16 protein-coding genes and 6 pseudogenes are annotated in these 21,697 nt (G+C 35.2%); 11 read left to right on the top strand and 11 right to left on the bottom strand.

The annotated features are described in order from the left end of the window. The first annotated feature begins 87 nt into the window (after positions 1-87). The 4 genes and pseudogenes from AC01GB_RS03975 (at position 88) to crp (ending at position 3,502) form a co-directional block, all read left to right on the top strand. Complete coding sequence (locus AC01GB_RS03975; protein WP_474450604.1) at positions 88-1,062, top strand: hydrolase; 975 nt, start codon at positions 88-90, stop codon at positions 1,060-1,062. A 3-nt stretch (positions 1,063-1,065) separates the two neighbouring features. After that, positions 1,066-1,305 (top strand): YheU family protein, encoded by a 240-nt coding sequence (locus AC01GB_RS03980; protein ID WP_474450606.1) that lies wholly within the window; start codon positions 1,066-1,068, stop codon positions 1,303-1,305. 148 nt (positions 1,306-1,453) lie between these two features. After that, positions 1,454-2,319 (top strand): annotated as a pseudogene (locus AC01GB_RS03985) (phosphoribulokinase). Between the two features lie 550 nt (positions 2,320-2,869). Continuing rightward, the gene (gene crp, locus AC01GB_RS03990) at positions 2,870-3,502 is read left to right on the top strand and encodes a cAMP-activated global transcriptional regulator CRP (RefSeq protein WP_474450607.1); all 633 of its coding nucleotides are present in this window, start codon (positions 2,870-2,872) and stop codon (positions 3,500-3,502) included. A 212-nt stretch (positions 3,503-3,714) separates the two neighbouring features. On the opposite strand, the pseudogene AC01GB_RS03995 reads toward crp, so the two are convergent. The 4 genes and pseudogenes from AC01GB_RS03995 to AC01GB_RS04010 form a co-directional block, all read right to left on the bottom strand. Next, positions 3,715-4,073: pseudogene (locus AC01GB_RS03995) on the bottom strand (DUF488 domain-containing protein). A 225-nt stretch (positions 4,074-4,298) separates the two neighbouring features. Further along, positions 4,299-4,874: an aminodeoxychorismate synthase component II gene (locus AC01GB_RS04000; protein WP_474450610.1), complete on the bottom strand. Its 576-nt coding sequence runs from the start codon at positions 4,872-4,874 to the stop codon at positions 4,299-4,301. A gap of 258 nt (positions 4,875-5,132) precedes the next feature. Beyond that, positions 5,133-5,765: a hypothetical protein gene (locus AC01GB_RS04005; RefSeq protein ID WP_474450612.1), complete on the bottom strand. Its 633-nt coding sequence runs from the start codon at positions 5,763-5,765 to the stop codon at positions 5,133-5,135. Positions 5,766-5,966: 201 nt separating this feature from the next. Then, positions 5,967-6,533, bottom strand: coding sequence for a peptidylprolyl isomerase (locus AC01GB_RS04010; protein ID WP_474450613.1), 567 nt, complete (start codon positions 6,531-6,533; stop codon positions 5,967-5,969). A gap of 284 nt (positions 6,534-6,817) precedes the next feature. Here AC01GB_RS04010 and yihA point away from each other — a divergent pair, with 284 nt between their 5' ends. Further along, complete coding sequence (yihA, locus tag AC01GB_RS04015) at positions 6,818-7,426, top strand: ribosome biogenesis GTP-binding protein YihA/YsxC (protein ID WP_474452318.1); 609 nt, start codon at positions 6,818-6,820, stop codon at positions 7,424-7,426. 491 nt (positions 7,427-7,917) lie between these two features. Here yihA and polA read toward each other — a convergent pair whose 3' ends face one another. The 4 genes and pseudogenes from polA to AC01GB_RS04035 form a co-directional block, all read right to left on the bottom strand. Then, a complete protein-coding gene (polA, locus tag AC01GB_RS04020; RefSeq protein ID WP_474450615.1) occupies positions 7,918-10,710 on the bottom strand; it encodes a DNA polymerase I in 2,793 nt (930 codons plus the stop codon). A 386-nt stretch (positions 10,711-11,096) separates the two neighbouring features. Beyond that, positions 11,097-11,717, bottom strand: a complete 621-nt coding sequence (dsbA, locus tag AC01GB_RS04025) for a thiol:disulfide interchange protein DsbA (RefSeq protein WP_474450617.1) — start codon at positions 11,715-11,717, stop codon at positions 11,097-11,099. 32 nt (positions 11,718-11,749) lie between these two features. Next, positions 11,750-12,739, bottom strand: coding sequence for a serine/threonine protein kinase (locus AC01GB_RS04030; protein WP_474450619.1), 990 nt, complete (start codon positions 12,737-12,739; stop codon positions 11,750-11,752). Positions 12,740-12,757: 18 nt separating this feature from the next. Then, positions 12,758-13,026: pseudogene (locus AC01GB_RS04035) on the bottom strand (YihD family protein). A 393-nt stretch (positions 13,027-13,419) separates the two neighbouring features. Between AC01GB_RS04035 and cutA the strand changes: the two are divergent. The 4 genes and pseudogenes from cutA (at position 13,420) to mobB (ending at position 15,770) form a co-directional block, all read left to right on the top strand. Then, a complete protein-coding gene (cutA, locus tag AC01GB_RS04040) occupies positions 13,420-13,758 on the top strand; it encodes a divalent cation tolerance protein CutA (protein WP_474450621.1) in 339 nt (112 codons plus the stop codon). Positions 13,759-14,137: 379 nt separating this feature from the next. Then, a complete protein-coding gene (locus AC01GB_RS04045) occupies positions 14,138-14,410 on the top strand; it encodes a helix-turn-helix domain-containing protein (RefSeq protein ID WP_474452319.1) in 273 nt (90 codons plus the stop codon). Between the two features lie 226 nt (positions 14,411-14,636). Further along, positions 14,637-15,265 (top strand): annotated as a pseudogene (gene mobA, locus AC01GB_RS04050) (molybdenum cofactor guanylyltransferase MobA). Between the two features lie 6 nt (positions 15,266-15,271). Then, positions 15,272-15,770, top strand: a pseudogene (gene mobB, locus AC01GB_RS04055) (molybdopterin-guanine dinucleotide biosynthesis protein MobB). 229 nt (positions 15,771-15,999) lie between these two features. On the opposite strand, the gene gorA reads toward mobB, so the two are convergent. Next, the gene (gorA, locus tag AC01GB_RS04060; protein WP_474450623.1) at positions 16,000-17,352 is read right to left on the bottom strand and encodes a glutathione-disulfide reductase; all 1,353 of its coding nucleotides are present in this window, start codon (positions 17,350-17,352) and stop codon (positions 16,000-16,002) included. Positions 17,353-17,461: 109 nt separating this feature from the next. Then, positions 17,462-18,304, bottom strand: a complete 843-nt coding sequence (locus AC01GB_RS04065; RefSeq protein WP_474450625.1) for a 23S rRNA (adenine(2030)-N(6))-methyltransferase RlmJ — start codon at positions 18,302-18,304, stop codon at positions 17,462-17,464. A gap of 277 nt (positions 18,305-18,581) precedes the next feature. Between AC01GB_RS04065 and AC01GB_RS04070 the strand changes: the two are divergent. Both AC01GB_RS04070 and yhjD read left to right on the top strand, forming a co-directional pair. Then, positions 18,582-18,869: pseudogene (locus tag AC01GB_RS04070) on the top strand (DUF1090 family protein); the annotation flags it as partial. Positions 18,870-18,945: 76 nt separating this feature from the next. Next, complete coding sequence (gene yhjD / locus AC01GB_RS04075) at positions 18,946-19,893, top strand: inner membrane protein YhjD (protein WP_474452320.1); 948 nt, start codon at positions 18,946-18,948, stop codon at positions 19,891-19,893. A 189-nt stretch (positions 19,894-20,082) separates the two neighbouring features. Here yhjD and AC01GB_RS04080 read toward each other — a convergent pair whose 3' ends face one another. After that, positions 20,083-21,567: an insulinase family protein gene (locus AC01GB_RS04080; RefSeq protein ID WP_474450627.1), complete on the bottom strand. Its 1,485-nt coding sequence runs from the start codon at positions 21,565-21,567 to the stop codon at positions 20,083-20,085. Between the last annotated feature and the right edge of the window lie 130 nt (positions 21,568-21,697).

The raw sequence follows: 21,697 nt of genomic DNA on the forward strand, positions 1-21,697 counted from the left end.
ATTAACTATTATTAATCTTTTTTTCATATTAAAAATAACAATATATTATCAGAATATATGTAGAATTAATTATTTAGATTTACAATTATGAGTAAAAATTTTCAACCAATAAATTGGGCTAAAAATCCTCATTTACAAACACTACTACCGCGTATTGTGAGGAAAAAGCCACAAATCAAACCGTTATGGCAACGCCTAGAATTACCTGATGGCGATTTTATTGATCTGGCTTGGAGTGAAGATCCTCAATCTGCGAAGCATAAACCTCGACTGGTCATTTTTCATGGCTTAGAAGGCAGTTTTAGAAGCCCATATGCTCATGGCATGTTAGAAGCGACTAAAAGACGAGGATGGCTTGGTGTAATTATGCATTTTCGTGGCTGTAGTGGAGAACCGAATCGACAAAAACGCATTTATCATTCCGGTGAAATTACCGATGCCCGCTACTTCCTCAAATGGCAGAAAACGATTTACGGTCAAGTACCAATTGCCGCGGTTGGCTACTCACTTGGTGGTAATATGTTAGCTTGCTATTTAGCAGAAACCGGACAATATGCTGATGTTAATGCAGCAGTCATTGTTTCCGCCCCTTTAATGTTAGAGCCTTGTTCAATTCGTTTAGAAAAAGGGATTTCACAATTCTATGAGCGTTATTTACTAAACGGCCTTAAACGTAATACAACACGCAAACTCATTCGCTACCCAGGTTCATTACCGCTTAATTTGCTACAACTAAAAAAGCTAAAACGGCTGCGTGATTTTGATAATGTCATCACGGCTATAATACACGGTTTTAAAGATGCAGCGGATTATTATCATCAATGTAGTGCTCTACCTCGGTTACCGAATATCCGTGTGCCAACACTAATTATTCATGCAAAAGATGATCCTTTTATGGCGCCTGAAGTTGTACCGGATATCAACCAATTACCAGCTAATATTGAGTATCAAATGACAGAACATGGTGGTCACGTTGGGTTTGTTAGTGGCACATTAAAACAGCCTAAAATGTGGCTTGAGCAACGCATACCTGATTGGTTAACCCCACATCTGGAGCCGTAATTTATGATCATTCGATGGCAACAGCTAGCAGCAGATACTTTAAATAATTTGATTGAAAGCTTTGTGTTACGAGAAGGAACGGATTATGGTAAAGATGAGAAAACGCTGGAAGAAAAAGTTGAGGATATTAAGCAACAATTACGATTAGGAAGTGTTGTGCTTGTCTGGTCTGGTCTGGTCTGGTCTGGTCTGGTCTGGTCTGGTCTGGTCTGGTCTGGTCTGGTCTGGTCTGGTCTGGTCTGAATTACATGAAACGATAAATATTTTGCCAAAAACACAATTACATTCTTAAATAACTGTATACATCGCTATATAAAAATAAATTTTACGTTATTGTAATTAATTTGTTAAAATATTGTGTTATCTGAATGCGTAATGGAAGCCACTTATTATGTCAGCTAATCATCCGATCATTCCAGTAACAGGCGCCAGCACCACCAGCCTTACATTTCAAAAAACCTTTACTCAGTTAAAGCTTTCGGCAGCAACCATTGAAGGTGATAGCTTTCATCGTTATACTCGCCCTGAAATGGATGTTGCTATTCTTAAAGCTAAAGAACAGAATCGTCATATTAGTTATTTTGGACCTGAATCCAATGATTTTGGTCTGCTTGAACAAAGTTTGATCGAGTATGGAGAAAAGGGATAGGAAAACGCCGGCGCTATTTGCACACCTACGATGAAGCCGTCCCTTACAATCTTCAACCTGGGACTTTTACACCATGGGAAGCATTACCTAAAAATACCAATATACTATTTTATGAAAGGTTACATGGTGGGGTTGTAACATCAAAATATAATGTGGCTAAACATGTAGATTTGTTAGTCGGTGTCGTGCCTATTGTTAATCTTGAATGAATCCAGAAACTAATTCGTGATACATAAGAACGGGGTCATTCAAGAGAAGCTGTGATGGATTCAGTTATCCGCTCAATGGGAGATTACATTAAATATATCACCCCACAATTTTCTCGCACCCATATCAACTTTCAACGTGTTCCAACCGTTGATACCTCTAACCCCTTTGCCGCTAAAGCGATTCCTTCACCAGATGAAAGTTTTATAGTGATCCGATTTAATGGTCTGACCCGGATCGATTTTCCCTATCTTTTATCCATGCTACACAATTCATTTATTTCTTCAATGAACACATTGGTTATTCCAGGTGGCAAACTAGGTTTAGCATTGGAGTTAATTATGACCCCATTAGTAAAAAAGCTTGTCACTAATAAAAAAATTATCCATAAAATAAGCTAACAACACAGCATTATATTTTTACTTATATCAATTTTTTATTCTTATAACCATTTTAAAGTTCAAACTATGCATAAAATTATCTTTTCCGTATATCATAATAATCGCGGTAATATTTTCTGGTAAATTATTTAATAACGTAATTATATTATAATGTTAATATTTATTTTTGCTATAATTTGATAACTTATGAAATAATATATTATTATTTCGGTTTAATTTTCAAATGTAATATTTACTTTGTCATACTTATTAATAAACACAATAAAACTAATCAACTTATTGCTAAAATATGGATTATTTGGTCTATACAACATGACTGAATCGAGACAGTAGAGACAGGATGCTTTTATTATGCTACAAAGCAAAAGCACATTTATAGTATGGTTAAGATCAATACCAAAAATTCCGAATCAATATACCCTATAGTTAATATTAACTTTTCCAAACTAAACAAGTTAGTATGCTATGTTAGAATTTTATAAGATAAGCCAGCCTTATCAAGATTGGTATTTTCATATTTAGGCTGCAATAACATTAGAGGATTAAGCGAATGGTTTTCGGCAAACCACACACAAACCCGACTCTTGAATGGTTTTTGTCACACTGCCATATTCACAAATATCCATCCAAAAGCACTCTTATTCATCAGGGCGAAAAAGCAGAAACACTTTATTATATTGTAAAAGGTTCTGTTGCTGTTTTGATTAAAGATGAAGAAGGAAAAGAGATGATCCTTTCCTATCTGAATCAGGGGGACTTTATTGGTGAACTTGGATTATTTGAGGAAGGGCAAGAGCGAACAGCTTGGGTTAGAGCTAAAAGCGCCTGTGAAGTCGCTGAAATCTCTTATAAAAAATTTCGCCAATTAATACAGATAAATCCAGATATTTTGATGCGATTATCAGCACAAATGGCTAAACGCTTACAAACAACTTCTGAAAAAGTCGGTAATCTAGCTTTTTTGGATGTTACAGGCCGTATTGCGCAAACATTATTAAATTTAGCAAAACAACCTGACGCGATGACGCATCCAGATGGAATGCAAATTAAAATAACTCGCCAAGAGATAGGTCAAATAGTAGGATGCTCACGTGAAACAGTGGGACGTATCCTAAAAATGCTAGAAGATCAAAATCTGATTTCTGCTCACGGTAAAACCATTGTCGTTTACGGTACACGTTAATATTCTATAAACCAGTACCTACTTTTATGTAGTGTATTGGTTTTACAAACTTATTTATTGTTATTAATATACAATTAAATTATGAATATATAATTACAATAGTAATAAAAAATCGAATAGCTGAATAATGATACAACTTTAATATGATATTTGAAATTAAAAATAACCGAACTATCTATCATAAAATTTACTAGATAGTCAGAGTATAATAATCAAACCTTATTAAGTTTATTTTCCAAAAACGATTTTAATACTACCGCATTATTATGATCTTCGTCTTTGTTAGAAAAAAGAAGTATCAAACAGTCCCATTTTACTTTAAGCAATAAATGTTGCCAACTATCAGGGATTATTTTCTAATTCTTCAAAATAAAGTCGCTTAAATTGAGTAAAATTTGCTGGATATTTATGAAACCATTTTCTTAAATCATTTGATGGAGCAACATTTTTATTCCATTCATCATAGCGAAGATCTTGTTTTTTTAATACCTCTTGGCCATATCCTATCAACCAATACCCGATAGCCATCATTACCGGTTTTATCCGCATAAATGCGTTTACAAATTATCATCTTTGTACCATTTTTTGATAATAAAAAATTTAACAAAAATTTCTTTTATTATGTTTAATAGTAGTCCTGTATCGATGATAAATACAAAAAACATATTTACTTTCTATATACTGCTTTTCACCTATTGAGATTTACATTTCAAGCAAAATAAAACTATTTTTCCAACGTTGATAGTTATACTTATCATTGAAATAAATAGCCAGACATGATCTAATTTGTAATAAATTAATACTTTAGAAAATTATTTAATAACTCATGTCCTTGCTCACTCAAGATGCTTTCTGGATGGAATTGGACGCCCTCAATAGGTAGTGTTTTATGCCGAATACCCATAATTTCATCAATATTTCCATCATGTAGCGTCCAGGCAGTAACTTCAAAGGTAGCGGGTAAAGTTCCAGCAACAATCACCAAAGAATGGTAACGAGTAACCTGTAATGGACGATTTAATCCTTTAAAAATACCTTGCTGGTTATGATGAATTGCAGATACCTTGCCATGCATTACTTCTCTCGCTTTGACAATTGAAGCACCAAAAGCCTGACCAATCGCCTGGTGACCAAGGCAAACCCCCAAAATTGGGATCTTACCGGCAAAATATGAAATTGTATTTAGTGAAACACCCGCCTCATTAGGTGTACATGGACCCGGTGAAATAACTAAATGTGTCGGCGCTAATGTTTCTATCTCCGAGATAGTTATTGCATCATTACGTTTAACTACAACATCAACTCCTAACTCACACAGATATTGATAAAGGTTATAGGTAAACGAATCATAGTTATCAATTATCAAAAGCATAACTAGCTATCCAAATGATTTTTATAGTAATAATTCCTTAATTATGAACTTTATTATTAAGGCAAATTGTACTGATTATTATACCATAACAATAACGTGAGCTATCATACCATAACCGTAGAAAAAAATGGCTTACAAAAATCAATCAAAATGTTTCGTTTTAATAAATAAACACAATAATTATAAATGAGAATAATGATAAAGGATTACTATAAACTATTATAAACTTCGTGATAATATTGACCATAAGGTTTTAAATTATTTGATGTTATTTCGATAAATTTCACCAATATATTTAGTTGCTTCATCAAATTTGTTATCAATAAGATAATTATCATAGACTTCATTATAACATTCTATATTTCTTGGATTTGCCATAATTCCAATATCCACTGCCATGTGATTAATAATTTCTCGTTGGATCTCAATATTTTTAATCGTCTCAGCACCTTCACTGGCTAAAAAATGAGAAACAAAATTTGATTTAGATTTTATATTTGGCTTTGCTGCATAAAAAATATGCCCAATTTCATGGGATAACGCTTGAATAGTCAAATTAGGATGATTCAATACTCGATTTGAAATAAATACAGTTTTCCGTCGTAAATCGGTAGCGGTTCCTTGCTCCCGTTGCGCTACAACTAATTTCCAACCATCAATTTCTAATGTTTCCAATGCCCGACTCAATGTAAGTGAACTTATAATAAGCGCTTGTGTTTTTTCAGAAAATCGAACCATTTTGCCCGGAATATATTCAATTTTCTCATCCAAAAAATAAGTAGACATAGGCGCCATATTCTGTAAGTCTGAAAATTGATTATTTTTATATTCTATTTTCGGCTCAACAATATTTTCTATTAATTTCTGACAACTAGGTAATAGCTTACTCAAACAATAATTCCTCATTAACAACAAGATAACGATATAAATTAATAAATTGATTGATGGAAATTTTGTTTTATTATAAAGTAAAGTCCTGCCATTAATAGCAAGATAAAGACAGGTAAATTATTTTAGTTTTCTTATTGTAATTAAATATCGGTAGGTATGTTAAATTTAATAGCAGAAAAATATTTCCTGCTATTAGATAACTTATTCAATACTGGCAGAAATAATTTTTATTTCTTGAGTTGGCACATTTTGGTAAGGACCAATATCTTTTGTTTTTACTTTCGAAATTTTGTCAACAACATCCATTCCTTTAATCACTTTACCAAAAACAGCATAACCAAAATCACGTTGGCCATGATCTAAGAATGCATTATCTGCTATGTTGATAAAAAATTGGCTAGTAGCACTATCCTTAGCTGTTGTACGCGCCATTGCAATGGTTCCACGTAAATTACGTAACCCATTATCAGCTTCATTTTTGATTGACGAGCGAATATTTAATTGAGGTTGCAAATCACTAATAAAACCACCACCTTGAATCATAAAACCTGGGATCACACGATGGAAAATAGTATTTTGATAGTAACCTGCTTTTACATACTGAATGAAATTCTCCGTTGTTATAGGAGCTGCTTTATTATTTAATTCAAATTCGATCTCACCTTCCGAAGTCACTAATTTAACGATAGTATCTCCTACTACAACAGCAAATGAAGAAATACTAACCATATACGCTACCAGTAGCGGCACAAAAAAACGTTTTAACATTCAAGTTCCTTTTAATTATATTTTAGATGAAAATGTAAGCTAAAATTTAGTACCGTCAGGTCATTATACTAAGTAAAAATACATAACTGGCCTAAATTGACCTAATTAAATAATAGGATCTATTCTGTCACATTCCATATTTTTTTTCTTATGTAAAAAATGTTATTTTTAATAAAATTCATTAACACATAATAATCTATCTTTCATGTAGCTATCACTATCTTAATTTATCCTCTTAAAGGTATAATTTCTCTAATTTAAGCCGAAATCAGCGAGAAACAATGATGACAAACAAAAATTATAATTATCACCAGACAAAATTTGTCACAAGCGCACCTGATATTCGCCATTTACCAAACGATCATGGTATAGAAATTGCCTTCGCTGGACGTTCTAACGCCGGTAAATCCAGTGCATTAAATGCACTTACCCAACAAAAAAATCTAGCCCGTACCAGTAAAACACCTGGCAGAACACAGCTAATCAATTTGTTCGAAGTTGCAGAGGGTATTAGGCTGGTTGATTTACCTGGCTACGGCTATGCAGAAGTCCCTAAATCGTTTAAACGCCAATGGCAACAAGCATTAAGTGAATATTTACAAAAAAGAACATGTTTAAAAGGATTGATAATATTAATGGACATTCGTCATCCATTAAAAGATATGGATATACAAATGATTGAATGGTCTGTAGCAATGAATATCCCGATATTGGTATTGCTAACCAAAGCAGACAAACTAGTACCCAATAAACAAAAAGCTCAAATCATAGCAGTACGTAATAGATTAAAAACAGTGGCGGGTAATATACAAGTTGAAACCTTTTCTTCATTGAAAAAAATAGGTATCGATAAATTACAACTTAAATTAGATGAATGGTTAATGGTTCAATGAGCACCATTCTGAGCATAATTAGTCTACATGATGGATAATTAGAGGGCTTTATCTATCACTACTGTCACATTTTCTTAAAAACAAATAAAAAAATGCTCCAGTCAATTATTTGACTAGAGCAGCTTAATAATTAGCTTATCTTATTACATAAAGTAATAGATTTTAAAAATAGAACATCTTACCTCTGTACCCTACGTCAATTACTTTACTTTATTTCGCGAATAAAAAAAGTTTTTTGTTATTTTTTTCGATTGAATTTAAGTCATAAAATAACTTTATGTAATAAAAACTAATTGCTTGATAACTTTGGCACATAATTAGCAAAAACTATATATTTTTAGTGATAAAGACTGCCTAGTTTACTAAAACAGTTTGGTCGATCATCCTAACAAAAGTAAGTTATTATCTACTACGTCATTTTGTCTCGAGTAAAATAAGTTAGTTTACTTAAAATTCTTATCGACAATTAGCATAAATGCCGCTTTTTCTTTTTAATGTGCTTCATCCCAATTATCACCAATACCAATATCAACTTTTAGTGGAACGGTTAATTGCATACTGTATTCCATTAACTGACGGATTTTTTGTTGTGACCGCTCAACAGCAGACGCTTTTACTTCAAAAACTAATTCATCGTGTACTTGCATCAACATATAGAGATCAGGCTTTACCGTTTCAATCCATTTATCTAATGTGATCATCGCTTTTTTTATAATATCTGCTGCCGTTCCTTGCATTGGTGCATTAATGGCTTCACGTTCAGATGCTTTACGTCGCATTGCATTGCGGGAATTAATATCGGGCAAATAGAGTCGGCGTCCTGCTAGCGTTTCGACATAATCATGCTCCGCAGCTTGCTTGCGGGTACGTTCCATATAACTTAAAACACCAGGATAGCGCTCAAAATAACGATCCATATAATGCTGTGCCTGGCCACGAGTAATTCCTAACTGACGGGACAGCCCAAAAGCGCTCATACCATAAATTAAACCAAAATTAATTGCTTTTGCGCTACGGCGCTGCTCACTATTCACATCGGTCAACAATACCCCAAAAACCTCTGCCGCTGTTGCTCTATGAATATCTTGTCCTTCGGCAAAAGCATCAAGCAATCCTTTATCCTGCGAAAGATGGGCCATAATACGCAATTCAATTTGCGAATAATCTGCGGCTACAATTTTATAACCTTCGCGAGCGATAAACGCTTGACGGATCCTTCGCCCTTCCTCAGTCCTAACTGGAATATTTTGTAAATTAGGATCACGGGAAGAGAGTCTACCAGTCGCTGTTACTGCCTGATGATAGGAAGTATGTACCCGTTTCGTTTTTGGATGGATCATCATGGGTAGTTTATCGGTATAAGTCGATTTCAATTTTGATAAGCTACGGTGTTGCAGAATAATTTTTGGTAGCTCATGACTAAAGGCCAGCTCTTCTAGAACTTCCTCATTAGTGGAAGGTGCCCCACTAGGGGTTTTCTTCACCACTGGCAGTTGAAGTTTTTCAAACAAAATAGCTTGTAATTGTTTAGGTGATGCCAAATTAAATTCTTGTTCAGCGATAGCATAAGCTTCTTTTTCAATTTCCATTAATCGGCTTGCTATCTCCTGAGATTGCTTAGCCAGCTTATTTGCATCGATAAGCACCCCAACCCGCTCCATACGGGCTAAAACCGGTACTAACGGCATTTCTATCTGTTGAAAAACTTCTTTTAATTTAGGCTCTGCCTCAAGTTGAGGCCAAAGCGTTTGGTGTAATAATAATGTGACGTCGGCATCTTCGGCTGCATAAGTTGACGCTTGCTCAAGTGCGATTTGATTGAATGTTAACTGATTTTTTCCTTTGCCGGCAATCTCTTCAAAAGTTATGGTTTTATGATTGAGATGCCGTTGCGCCAAACTATCCATATCATGACGACCAAGTCCGGCAACACTATTTAATATATAAGATTCCAGCATTGTATCAAAGGCCATATTCTTTAATTCAATATCATAATTGGCCATCACGCTGTAATCGAATTTTAAATTCTGACCAATCTTTTGAATATTTTGGTCAATTAATACCGGTTTTATCGCCGCTAACACCTCATCTAAAGGTAATTGTTGTGGCGCATCAAGATAATCATGCCCCAGCGGAAGATAAGCAGCTTTACCTTCTTCAATGGCAAAAGAGAGCCCAACCAAATTTATCGATAGTATATCAAGGCTGTCAGTTTCAGTATCAAAGGCAAAACGCTTTGCCGATTGCAATTTTTCAACCCATTGCATCAAATCAGCTTTGGTCAATATCGTTTGATAATGCTCTGTTGATAGTACGGCTGCAGGCTCTTTAGCTAAAGAAATATCGCTATTGTTATCTGAAATAGAGGTTGCAGATTTAGCTGTTTTTTTCGTTAGCCAACTACCATTTTGTAAATCAGCTAACCAACGCTTAAATTCGTAATGACTAAAAAGCGCATGTAACTTTTCAATATCAGGCGCCTGCATAACCAGTTCATCATAATCTGTAGTTAAATCAACATTAGTCTTAATTGTGGCTAATTTATAAGATAAAAAAGCAATGTCTTTATGTTGTGCCATTTTTTCTGCTAATGTTTTCGAGCCACGAAACCCTAACGGAGTAATTGCAGACAAATCATTATAAATCGTTGCCAGATCGCCAATTCCTTGCAATAAAGCTAATGCCGTTTTTTCTCCTACACCTGGTACACCAGGAATATTATCGGATGAATCTCCCATCAACGCGAGAAAATCAATCATCAACTCAGGTGGCACACCATATTTATCAACAACCTCTGTTGGCCCTAAGATAGTGTTTGTCATGGTATTAATGAGTGTTATATCAGCGGTCACTAATTGAGCCATGTCTTTATCTCCTGTACTGATTAGTACAGGCAATCCTTTCTTACTAGCCTGTAAAGCTAATGTCCCTATTACATCATCTGCTTCGACACCAGCAACAACCAATAAAGGAAGCCCCATGGCAGCAACCATTTCATGTAGCGGCGCTATCTGTTCACGCAAATCATCGGGCATTGGTGGTCGTTGAGATTTATATTGCTCAAATAATTCATCCCGAAAATTTTTTCCTTTAGCATCAAATACTACCGCAATATGACTCGGCTGATATTGCATAATTAAACTACGCAACATGTTAAGAACACCATACATAGCACCGGTTGGCTCCCCTGCACTGTTGGTTAATGGGGGAAAAGCATGATATGCACGGTAAAGGCAAAAGGAGCCATCAACTAGGATAAATGGGTTTTCTGCAATTTGAGCCATAGTCTTTTTCATCATCAAAATAATTAATAGTGATAGAATGCCACACTCATGCGAGAGAGACGAATTTTGCCTGAATTTATTTTCAATTTGTCACTTTTCCACCGCTTATAGCACTAGAACATCCTGTGGATAAACTTGTGTGTAAATCTTCTTATTATACTATATTCAATAGTTCAACAGATTTAGCTTAGAAAACAATATTAAATGATAATCAAGACGTTACGGATAAAAATAATATCGCGCGGCTATTTCTGTCGGTTAACATTTTTTTGTGGATATTACAGAATAATATGTCAAAAAATAGGAAAAATCCGCTGTTGTACCAATATGTTAAACCGTTGGTACAACATGGCGCTATTTAAAAAAAAAGTGGAAAAAAGGCTTACTTATTTACTAATTAAAAAGTTTACAACATCAGAATAAGCTTTAGCATAATTATTGACATCTTCAATCGTGATGCCATTGTTACGTATCATATATCTACCATTAACAAAAATAGCCGGCACACCACGTAATTGAAACTCTTCCACTGCTTGCTGTTGTTTTACAACCAACGATTTAACGACAAAACTATTTAGCGCTGCATCATATTCTTCACTTTTGACACCAGCTTTAATGAACACAGCTTTAATATCAGCAGGGGTATTTATCGATTCTGTCTTTTGGATCCCTTCAAACAACAATGGTGACACTTTATCTTCAACCTTCAACACCATTGCTACCGTCCAAGCTTTTGTTAATTCAGCGCCTAATGGCCCCAAAAAATCAACATGGTAGCGTTCCATTTTAATGTCTTTAGGTAAATTTTTTGCTACGGTTTGGGATACATGATAGATGGATTCAAATTGATAACAATGTGGACAGTAAAAAGAAAAAAACTCTACGACGCGAGGCGCATTTTGTACCGCTTTTTCTATTTTGATAAATTCAGTACCCTCCGCGTAATTAGCGGCAGAAACACCATAAGACAGTACTAACCCTATTAAAGCTAACCAAAATTTATTCATATTACTCATTCTCCAAAAATATTTTCCATTTATTAATATATTAAACCGGGTTGCAAAGGCTGCTCATTTAGCGCATTGATCTGTTCAGAAAAAAGTAACTGCTGTTTACGCCAAAAATCATATTCAATCATCCAAGGAAAAGCTCGCGGAAAAGCCGGATCTTCCCAACGCCGAACAATCCATGATAAATAATGAATCATTCTCATTGCTCGTAAAGGCTCAATCAGTGCAAACTGTTCATTATCAAAATGCGTATGCTCAGTATAAGCTTCTAATAATATTTCAAGTTGAATTCGTTGTTCCCGACGTTCGCCGTTTAAAAGCATCCATAAATCTTGTACTGCTGGGCCATTACGAGCATCATCAAAGTCGACAATAAAAGGGCCATCTCGCCACAAAATATTACCAGGATAACAATCACCCTGTAAGCGAAGATAACTATGCGGTTGCGACCAACGCTTTTTTACTTCAACAATAAGCTCATCAAGGACAAATAGAAAATTTTGTTTTAATTTACCGGGTAGTAAAGGAGTATTCGCTAAAATGTTACGAGGAGTAATTAAATATTCATCAATTCCAATAGTTGGCCTGGTAGAAAAATGGTGCTGATGTCCTATTTGATGAATGCGCCCAATTAATCGACCTACCTCTTCCAACTGTAACAAGTTATCAGTCTCATATTGCCGTCCCCCAACACTCGGAAAAACTACGTACAAAAAACCTCGATACTCCAATACAGTTTGCCCGGCGAAAAATAGAGGAGCAATAACCGATAAACCAGCTTCATACAAAGACAACATAAAATCGTGTTCTTCTTGGATCTGAGTCCGATTCCAACGCGTTGGTCGATAAAATTTCACAACGTAACGTTTATGCTGCTCATCTAGAAACTGGTAAACTCGATTTTCATAACTATTCAACTCGATTATCCCTGAATCAGGGTATAATCCAACTTCTATTAACGCATCATGAATTAAATCGGGGGTAATCGTTTTGAAATGAAAAGCACTTTGCTGTGTCACTTTATTATCTCTATCAGGTTAATCTTTAATGATGCCACGAGCGCGTAAAAGCGCTGTTTTGAAATCGTCTTCGTGATCTTTTTGCAAACCAGGTATCGCGGCTTCCGTTGGAGAGTTACGCATTTTTAAATGATAGATCAAAGTATCGTCAGTCAAATCGCATAAATTCCCTTTAAAACCAGCTTCATCAGCTAATTTTTGCAATAATTGCCCAAATTTAATTCTCGATATTCCTGCCATAAGGGTTGCAGCAGTTCAATAACTTCGTTTAACCGATGATATTTCATTTTTCAATACCTTACTAACAAATTATTTATACAAATTACCAAGGATTATCTACTAGAGAAAGCATTACTTTGTCAGTTAACATAAAAATTATTTTTTTATTAGTTACTATTATGTATTGAGTTAAAATATCAACTATCTAATAGATAAACATATTTATAATAAATCAACTTAACAAATTTAATTTTGATCATATCGCATTAGCAATAATGAATAAAAATCACGGTTTTAACATACATTATCTATATATAAAATAATTAACTCATTGTGATGTATTTTCTACACAATTTAGATATAACTAATTTTTAAATTCACATATTTGTTCTACTAATTAACACTCGCTCAAGAAGCCGTTTTTAATTCCTTTCATCACATTTTTATAAAGGTGGTTACCCATGATGCAACAGCATTTAAATGAAGCAACTTCAGATCGCAATAATGAAGGTATTCGCATTATTCTCTGTACAGCACCCGATGAAGCAACGGCAAAAAACATTACTAAGCAATTGCTTGCCGAAAAACTCGCTGCTTGCGTTACGATATTACCAAAAGCTATCTCATTTTATTGCGGGCAAGATGAGCTAGAACAACAAACTGAAATACAAATGTTCATCAAAACACATGTCACTTTACAAGAAAAAGTTTTTTCACACATTAAAACTCATCACCCTTATCAAGTTCCCGAGTTGTTAGCAATAGCAGTAACCGATGGCGATAGCAATTATTTGTCATGACTTAAAAAGTCTTTAAATTAAATAAATATCACCAAATTTTTAGCACAATATACTGATGAGAACGCATTAACTATCTATTGTGTTAAAAATAACCTATTTTGAGAAAATAAACCTTTTGTTACCAAAAAAACGCTAATAATAATTATCAGCGTTTTTCTTTAGTGCAACAAATATGATAAATCTATCATTAACGATATTACATACGAGAATTAAATATAAATTCTTTAATTAACTGTTGTTTCGTGTAAGACAATTGGGTTCGGTTCAAGTAATATTTACGTCAGGAAATTCTAACAAACGAGGTTTTACCTCCTGCAAATCTATACCCAACTGATAATTGTCACTTTAAAATGAGGGATCAAAAATGTTTGTTAGTTTTATGCATATTTGGCGTTTCATCAACGTTAGTAATAAGTTACAAAAGAACAGTGCGAGCCCTTCAGATATTTCCTCAAAATTTAAAATAAATTCACAAACATTATCAAATACCTCTATTCAATCATATTCAAAAAATAAACAAATTATTACTGAACAATTTAGCATTCATCCCTTTAAAATGTGGCCAAATTACTATTTAAATATGTCCTTCCGTAATCTTATTGTAAAAAAATTAACGCTGCGCCCTGCGCCACTAAATTTAATAAAAACTTAAAAATCAAAGCAAAAGATATTATTTTTTCATAAAAAAGGTTTCGCCATTTAAAAATAAAAAGGTTACTCCAATGGGAAAAACTATATCAAGCAAAGAGTTAGGTAGCTTGCACTCATTTTTAAAACATGAGAAAGATCCCTGGGGAATTAAAGACTTAAACTCAAGATATGTTTATGTTAATAACTTTAGTCATTTAGGGATAAAGCTCGATTTTAACATATAAGGTATGGCCAAAATTGTAGTCACTGGCATAATATTAGCAGGTGGGCAAGCTCGTCGAATGAATGGGTGCGATAAAGGGCTGATCCACATTGCAGGCAAATCACTTTACCAATATGCAATTGCAAAACTGTTGCCACAAGTTGATTATCTATTCATTAATGCCAATCGAAATATCACAAAATATCACAAAATATCACAAAATATCACAAAATATCACAAAATATCAACAAGCAGGATATCCTGTTATTGTTGATACCATAGTCGATTTTGCTGGCCCCCTAGCCGGCATGTTAGCAGTTCTTTATGCCGCTCAAACATCTTGGGTTGTCTTTGTACCTTGTGATGTGCCATTTCCCGATGACCTAGTGATGAAACTTTGGCAAGGTCGCAAAGAAAATGTCGGCAGTTATGTCGCACGCTGGCTTTAACCATCCAACTTTTGCATTACTTCATCGTTCTGTTATCCCAACACTAGAAGAAAATTTAATTAAGAAACAGCACAAATTGCTGTATTTTATGGAAAAAATTAACTCTTCAGCAGTAAATTTTGCCAGTTATGACAAAAATTTTGTTAATCTGAATACGTTGGCAGATTGCTATCAATGGGAGCAACAGCAAATAAATGACAAATAAAATGTTATTCCACTACTTGGAATAACAGCTTATAGTGGCACGGGAAAGACAACGCTATTAAAGAAAGTTATTCCTCTACTAACTAAAAAAATATTCAAGTCGGAATTATCAAACATACCCATCATGACATGGACATTGATAAGCCTAATAAAGATAGCTATCAATTACGCCAAGCAGGCGCTAAGCAAACATTAATTGCCTGTCAACAACGTTGGCGTTAATGACAGAGACATCAAATAATACCGCTCTTGATTTAGCTTATTTAGCCAATCAATTTGATCCCCAACAGACCGATTTAATTTTAGTTGAAGGATTTAAAGAAGAAAGTATCCCTAAAATTGCGCTATATCGAGCGACTTCCAATCGCCCTTTCTTGGATATCATGGTTCAACACGTGATAGCAGTCGCAAGTGATGACAAACAAGCTACCCAACTTCTGCAATTGGATATTAACTCTCCTGAACAGATAGCCGATTATATCGCTAATTGGTTAACAGACAAATGATAAAAATAAATAATAAAACAGACTATTTTATTAATAATAGATTTTTATTGTAAGTTCTGGATGAATTAAATAGGTACTATTGCGATAGGCAAGTAACAGTACCATCAATAAATTCAGCTATATTCTCAATCATCGAATAGCGTTAGTTTTCCGCCGATAATCCTTAACCAATAATCTAATCCACGGGTTAAAAATCTATCAATCAAAATAACCACTGACAAGACAGTGATTATTTCATAGTAACAAATTCTTCTGCCGCCGTTGGATGAATAGCCACGGTATTATCAAAATCTTGTTTAGTAGCTCCCATTTTTAATGCAACAGCAAAACCTTGCAAGATTTCATCCATACCAAAACCGATACCGTGAATACCGACAATTTTCTCTTCTTCACCAACACAAACCAACTTCATACAGCAGGGTTGACGATAAGCGGTTACCGCTGTGTACATTGAAACAAAAGACGATTGATATACTTTAATCTTATCACTGCCAAATTTTTCTTTTGCTTGTGGTTCAGTCAAACCAACGCTGCCTATTGGCGGATGACTAAATACTATTGTAGGTATATTGCTATAATCCAAATGCTCATCAGGTTTATTATTAAACAGACGTTCTGATAATCGACGGCCAGCCGCTACAGCAACTGGGGTCAATTCGACCGCTCCGGTGTTATCACCGACTGCATACACTCTTTCTATATTAGTGTTCTGGAATTTATCAACTTTAATATAACCTTTGCTATCCCGTTCTATACCAGCCAGATCAAGAGCTAAATTGTCTGTCATTGGCTCACGACCAATTGCCCATATTAATGTATCAACAGTTTGAGCTTGGCCATTTTCTAACTGTAAAGTTAAACTACCATCAAAGTTTTTAATCACAGCTTTAGGGATAGATTCAGTATGCAATGTTATACCTTCATTTTTCATGATCACTAGCAATGATTTAACCACCATAGGATCAAAATGACGCAAAGGAGCATGTTGGCGAACAAACAAATGGGTCCCACTACCCAAAGCATTCAATACGCCAGCCAATTCAACAGCGATGTAACCAGCACCAACAACTGCGACTCGTTTAGGTAAAGATGTTAATTGAAAAAAACCATCTGAATCGATCCCATATTCCGCGCCAGGAATATTAGGCCAAGCAGGTCTGCCACCGGTGGCAATTAGAATATGATCTGCGGTTAGCCTGCTGCCATTAACCTCAATGATATGAGCATCAATAAAACGCGCAACGCCATTAATTACCTTAACTTTGTTAGTGCTCAAACCAAGTTCATAAGACTGATGGATACGATTAATATAGCTTTGTCGGTTAGTGATCAGTTTCTGCCAATCAAATTGATTAATACTCGTATTAAAACCATAATCAGGCCCATAAGCTTGAATCGCTTCTGCAATTTGTGCGGCATACCACATAACCTTTTTGGGTACACAACCAACATTAACACAAGTTCCACCTAATGCTTTTGCTTCAATAAGCGCACATTTCTGACCATAAATAGCAGCACGATTTATTGAAGCAATTCCACCGCTACCACCACCAATAGCAATATAATTATAATGCTCATTCATCGTTAATTTATTCCATTTTATTAATTAAATTACAGTTTAACTAACATTCTTAGGGCTATTTATTAATAACCCGTTAAAAACCACCAAACTACAATGAGGAATAAAAAATCTATTCCGGCACAATCCACTCTACGCAGGTATGACCTATTCCTTCGGGCACTAAAACCTTATGTAACCATGGTAACAACGTACGCATCTGTTGTTCTAATTTCCAAGGTGGATTAATGATTATCATGCCCGAAGCCGTCATTCCTCGCTGATCGCTATCTGGACGTACTGCTAACTCAATCTTTAGTATTTTACGGATCCCACTATTTTGCAGTCCGTGCATCATTCGCTTAACTTGCTGTCGTAAAACTACCGGATACCAAATAGCGTAAATTCCAGTAGCAAACCGCTTATAACCTTCTAAAACAGCGTTAACCGCTGATTGATAATCTGATTTTAATTCGTATGGTGGATCAATCAAAATAATGCCTCGACGGCTTGATGGCGGGAGCTTAGATTTTAATTGTTGAAAACCATCTTGCCGTAAAACTTGTGCTCGTTTATCTTTGGCAAATTCTGATCTTAGTATGGAATAATCACTAGGGTGTAACTCCGTCAATAGCAGTTTATCCTGCTCGCGTAACAAAAACTTAGCCAATAATGGCGATCCTGGATAATAGTGAAGATCACCTTTGGCATTCAGTTTAGTCATTACTGTTAGGTAAGCAGCTAACTCTGTAGGCAAATCATCTCGTTGCCATAAACGCGCAATTTCCTCAAGATATTCTTCCGTCTTACCAGCATGCTTACCTGTTAGTTGATAGCGACCAGCTCCAGCATGAGTATCAAGATACAGAAAAGGCGTTTCTTTTTCCTTGAGAGACTCAATAATCAAACTTTGTACAATATGCTTTAATACATCTGCGTGATTACCAGCATGAAAACTGTGACGATAACTTAACATAAATTTATTACCATTTAATGTAAAAAACTGTTTTTGCGGGGGCTAAATATAGCCACTATTATACTTATATTACCGCACATTTTATCATAGTAATATTAAACTCTGATAATGACATAACATATTTATAGCATTATGCTAAATAGACTATTAACAATAAAAGGTGAATAGACGATGAGAAAAATATCATTATCCATATATTGTATTGCATTTATGCTTGGTAGTAACCTGGTATTTGCTAACCAACATATAAATTTGTGTGAAATAAAAAAAACAAACATTACAGACCCAAATCGAATATGCTAAAAAAGATAATAATCAAGATAAAATTGATGCGTTAAAAACGGCTTTAAAAAATTTAGAGAATAATTGTAGCTCTGAGTTTATATATCAAAAAAATAAAAATGAAGTTGAGAAAAAACGCTTAAAAGTTAGGGAACGTGAAGTTGACTTGCAAGAGGCACAAGCAAAAGGAGATAAGAATAAAATTAGTAAGCAGCAACAAAAACTGCAACAAGCCAAAATTGAACTGCACAAAGCAGAGGAAATATTAAAAGCAAGCAAGTAAATAAATCATCAGTAAATTAAACGGATTTAAATAAAAATAGGTCATGCTTAAAAATAATTTTGAGCAAATGATAGCCATGCAGCCTAAGGAGAGCAAAAAGGTGAAAAACACATTGAGCAAAAGCGTTGTTAGTGGTAAAAAAGCATTAACCTATTCAAAGAAGTGGGTTGATGTTATCTGTAATATTCCATTTATTGCCCATTTGATCCGCGCGGCAGAACGTTTTAATGACCGTATGGGCAACCAATTTGGGGCCGCTATTACCTATTTTTCTTTTCTCTCTTTGATCCCTGTCCTTATGTTTTCCTTTGCTGCAACTGGCTTTATATTAGCCTCCAATCCCGATTTACTGGAAAAATTGATCCGTGACATATCAAAAAGCATTAGTGATCCAACATTAGCCCAAACGCTGGAAAGAAGTATCGATACTGCTATTCGCCAACGTACAGCCGTCGGTTTGACCGGTTTAGCGATTGCACTTTATTCTGGTGTTAATTGGGTTAATAACCTTCGTCAAGCTATTTTGGCGCAATCTCGTGATATTTGGGAAAGAAACGAAGATGAGAAAGAATCCATTTTTTTTCGCTATCTTCGTGATTTTCTTTTTCTTATCGGCTTATTAATTGCCTTAGTTATCACCATTACATTAACTTCTATTGCCGGCTCGGCACAAGCAACACTGGTTAGTCTATTGCATCTTGATGCTATTGAATGGTTACGTCCAATTTGGACAATAGTTGGCTTAACCATCTCAATTATGGCAAATTATCTATTGTTCCTGTGGATTTTTTGGATCTTACCTCATCAACAATTTTGCCGTATTTCGTTACTGAAAGGAACATTAATTGCCGCTATTGGCTTTGAAATACTCAAATCTATTATGACTTGGGTATTGCCTAACCTAGCGAGCTCACCATCAGGTGCAGCATTTGGTTCAGTTATTAGTCTTATGGCTTTTTTCTACTTTTTTGCCCGTTTGACCCTTTTCTGTGCTGCCTGGATAGCCACAGATAAACCAGCGTAATAATAAAACTATTACTTAGTAATAGAAAGTTAGCAATGAAATCCAACAATTCTGCTATATAAATATTGCTGAAAAAAATAATCATCAGTAACTATTTGCTGCGTAACCCTATTTATTTAAGATGATAGGCTACCTGTTCATGATATCCAAATATCTTTATTACCATTGAGTTATGATTTTTTATCATGATTAATTAAAGCTGGTAACAGGTGAGCTGTCATTTACTTCCTGTTCCGTTGCGGACGCAGCCACTGCTGACCAAAGAGCCTGTTTAAACTTATTTCTAAGCTGTTCAATATCTAATCGCCTTTTATCCACTGGTTGAGATAAAATAAAGGTAGGCTCTTGCGCAACCAACCGTTTAGCATCTTCAGTCATTACAGCTAATGTTAATTTTGCCAGGAAAGCTTGCCTTAAACGTTGAAACTGTTCCGGGGCAATATCTATGACACCATTTTGTTGTGAAATCAGCCGCTGATTAATTAATATATCAGTACTTACTCTGGCATAAGCCGCAAACAGCTGATCTAATTGCTGCTGTTTTTCTTGTACTATTTGCTCAAATATGGCCTGAGAAATACCTTTATTGTTAATAGCAGATAACTCTGCTAACAAGCTTTCGGTTACACTCTTCACTTTTTCAGGCGCAGCCGATACTAATAATGCACAGCTCGCTCGCTGATATTGAATACGGCAATCCATATTCAATCCAACAAGTTTGCCATATTTTTTGTCAAAAGACTGTTTAATTGAACGAAAAATAGCCTCTCTGGCTAAATCATCAAGCCAATAACGCTTTAACATTTCAGAATCGTTAATCGTTCGCCAACCAAAATCCCAAGTCAACGATAAAAAATCTTTTGCTGGATCCAAGCTGGTTAAATTAATTATTTGTGGTGGAAGAACTGGTAGCGCCGACACAGTAACCGGCATAGAACGTTTTCCACTAAGTGCTGAAAAAATCTGATTAATATTTTCGGTCAATGAACGGTTATCAACATGGCCAGCGACATAAAGCGTCATTATGTCAGGTGTATACCATTGTTGAGCAAATTTGTTAATTTCTTCTAACTTAACCGGTGTAACTGGCATCACTCCCGGTTCATGACCAATTAAGGTTGATCCTTTTATTCTCGCTCGCCATAAAGGATCTTTTACATTAGCTGGATGTGTTACTACCATACGCTTTGGTAACGACGTTACCATCATTAATGATTTTTTATCAAATTGGCTACCCGCTGCCGAGCCTGCCAACCATTGCAGTGCCTCTTTCAGTAACTCAGGTCGATTGTTAGGTAAGCTTAGGTTATAAAGAGTTACGTCATAAGAGACAATCGCCGGAGGGATCGGTGCTGCTGGATCAATCGCATTGTGCCATAACTGTTGTAATTGCGAACTGCTTAAGGTTTTGCTGTGAAACAGTGCCATTTTGGGAATCAAATAGGTAAACCCTCTCTGACTTGCTGTTTCTACCATTGAACCCGTTTTGACAACTAACCGCAATTGGATCCTATCATTCGGCCGCTGTGGAGTTTGCAATAGTTGCCAGGAAAAACCATTATCTAATTTGCCCTGCTGCCAGGCAGGATCAGGTTGCAAAGTTTCTGCCGGCAGTTGGCTGGACAAAGCCATTAGTGCGCCACCAATAAAATACCGAATTTTTATGCCCTGCATGCAAACCTCTTGTTGTTAATTGTTGGATTTAACCGTCAAATGCCACATTTATTTTTAACGGAAAGTACCACCTCAGGGCTTAGACAGCCAATCTCTGGTTAAATCTCATAATATTTGGGATTGTTTTTAG

The organism is Candidatus Arsenophonus phytopathogenicus (assembly GCF_056113345.1).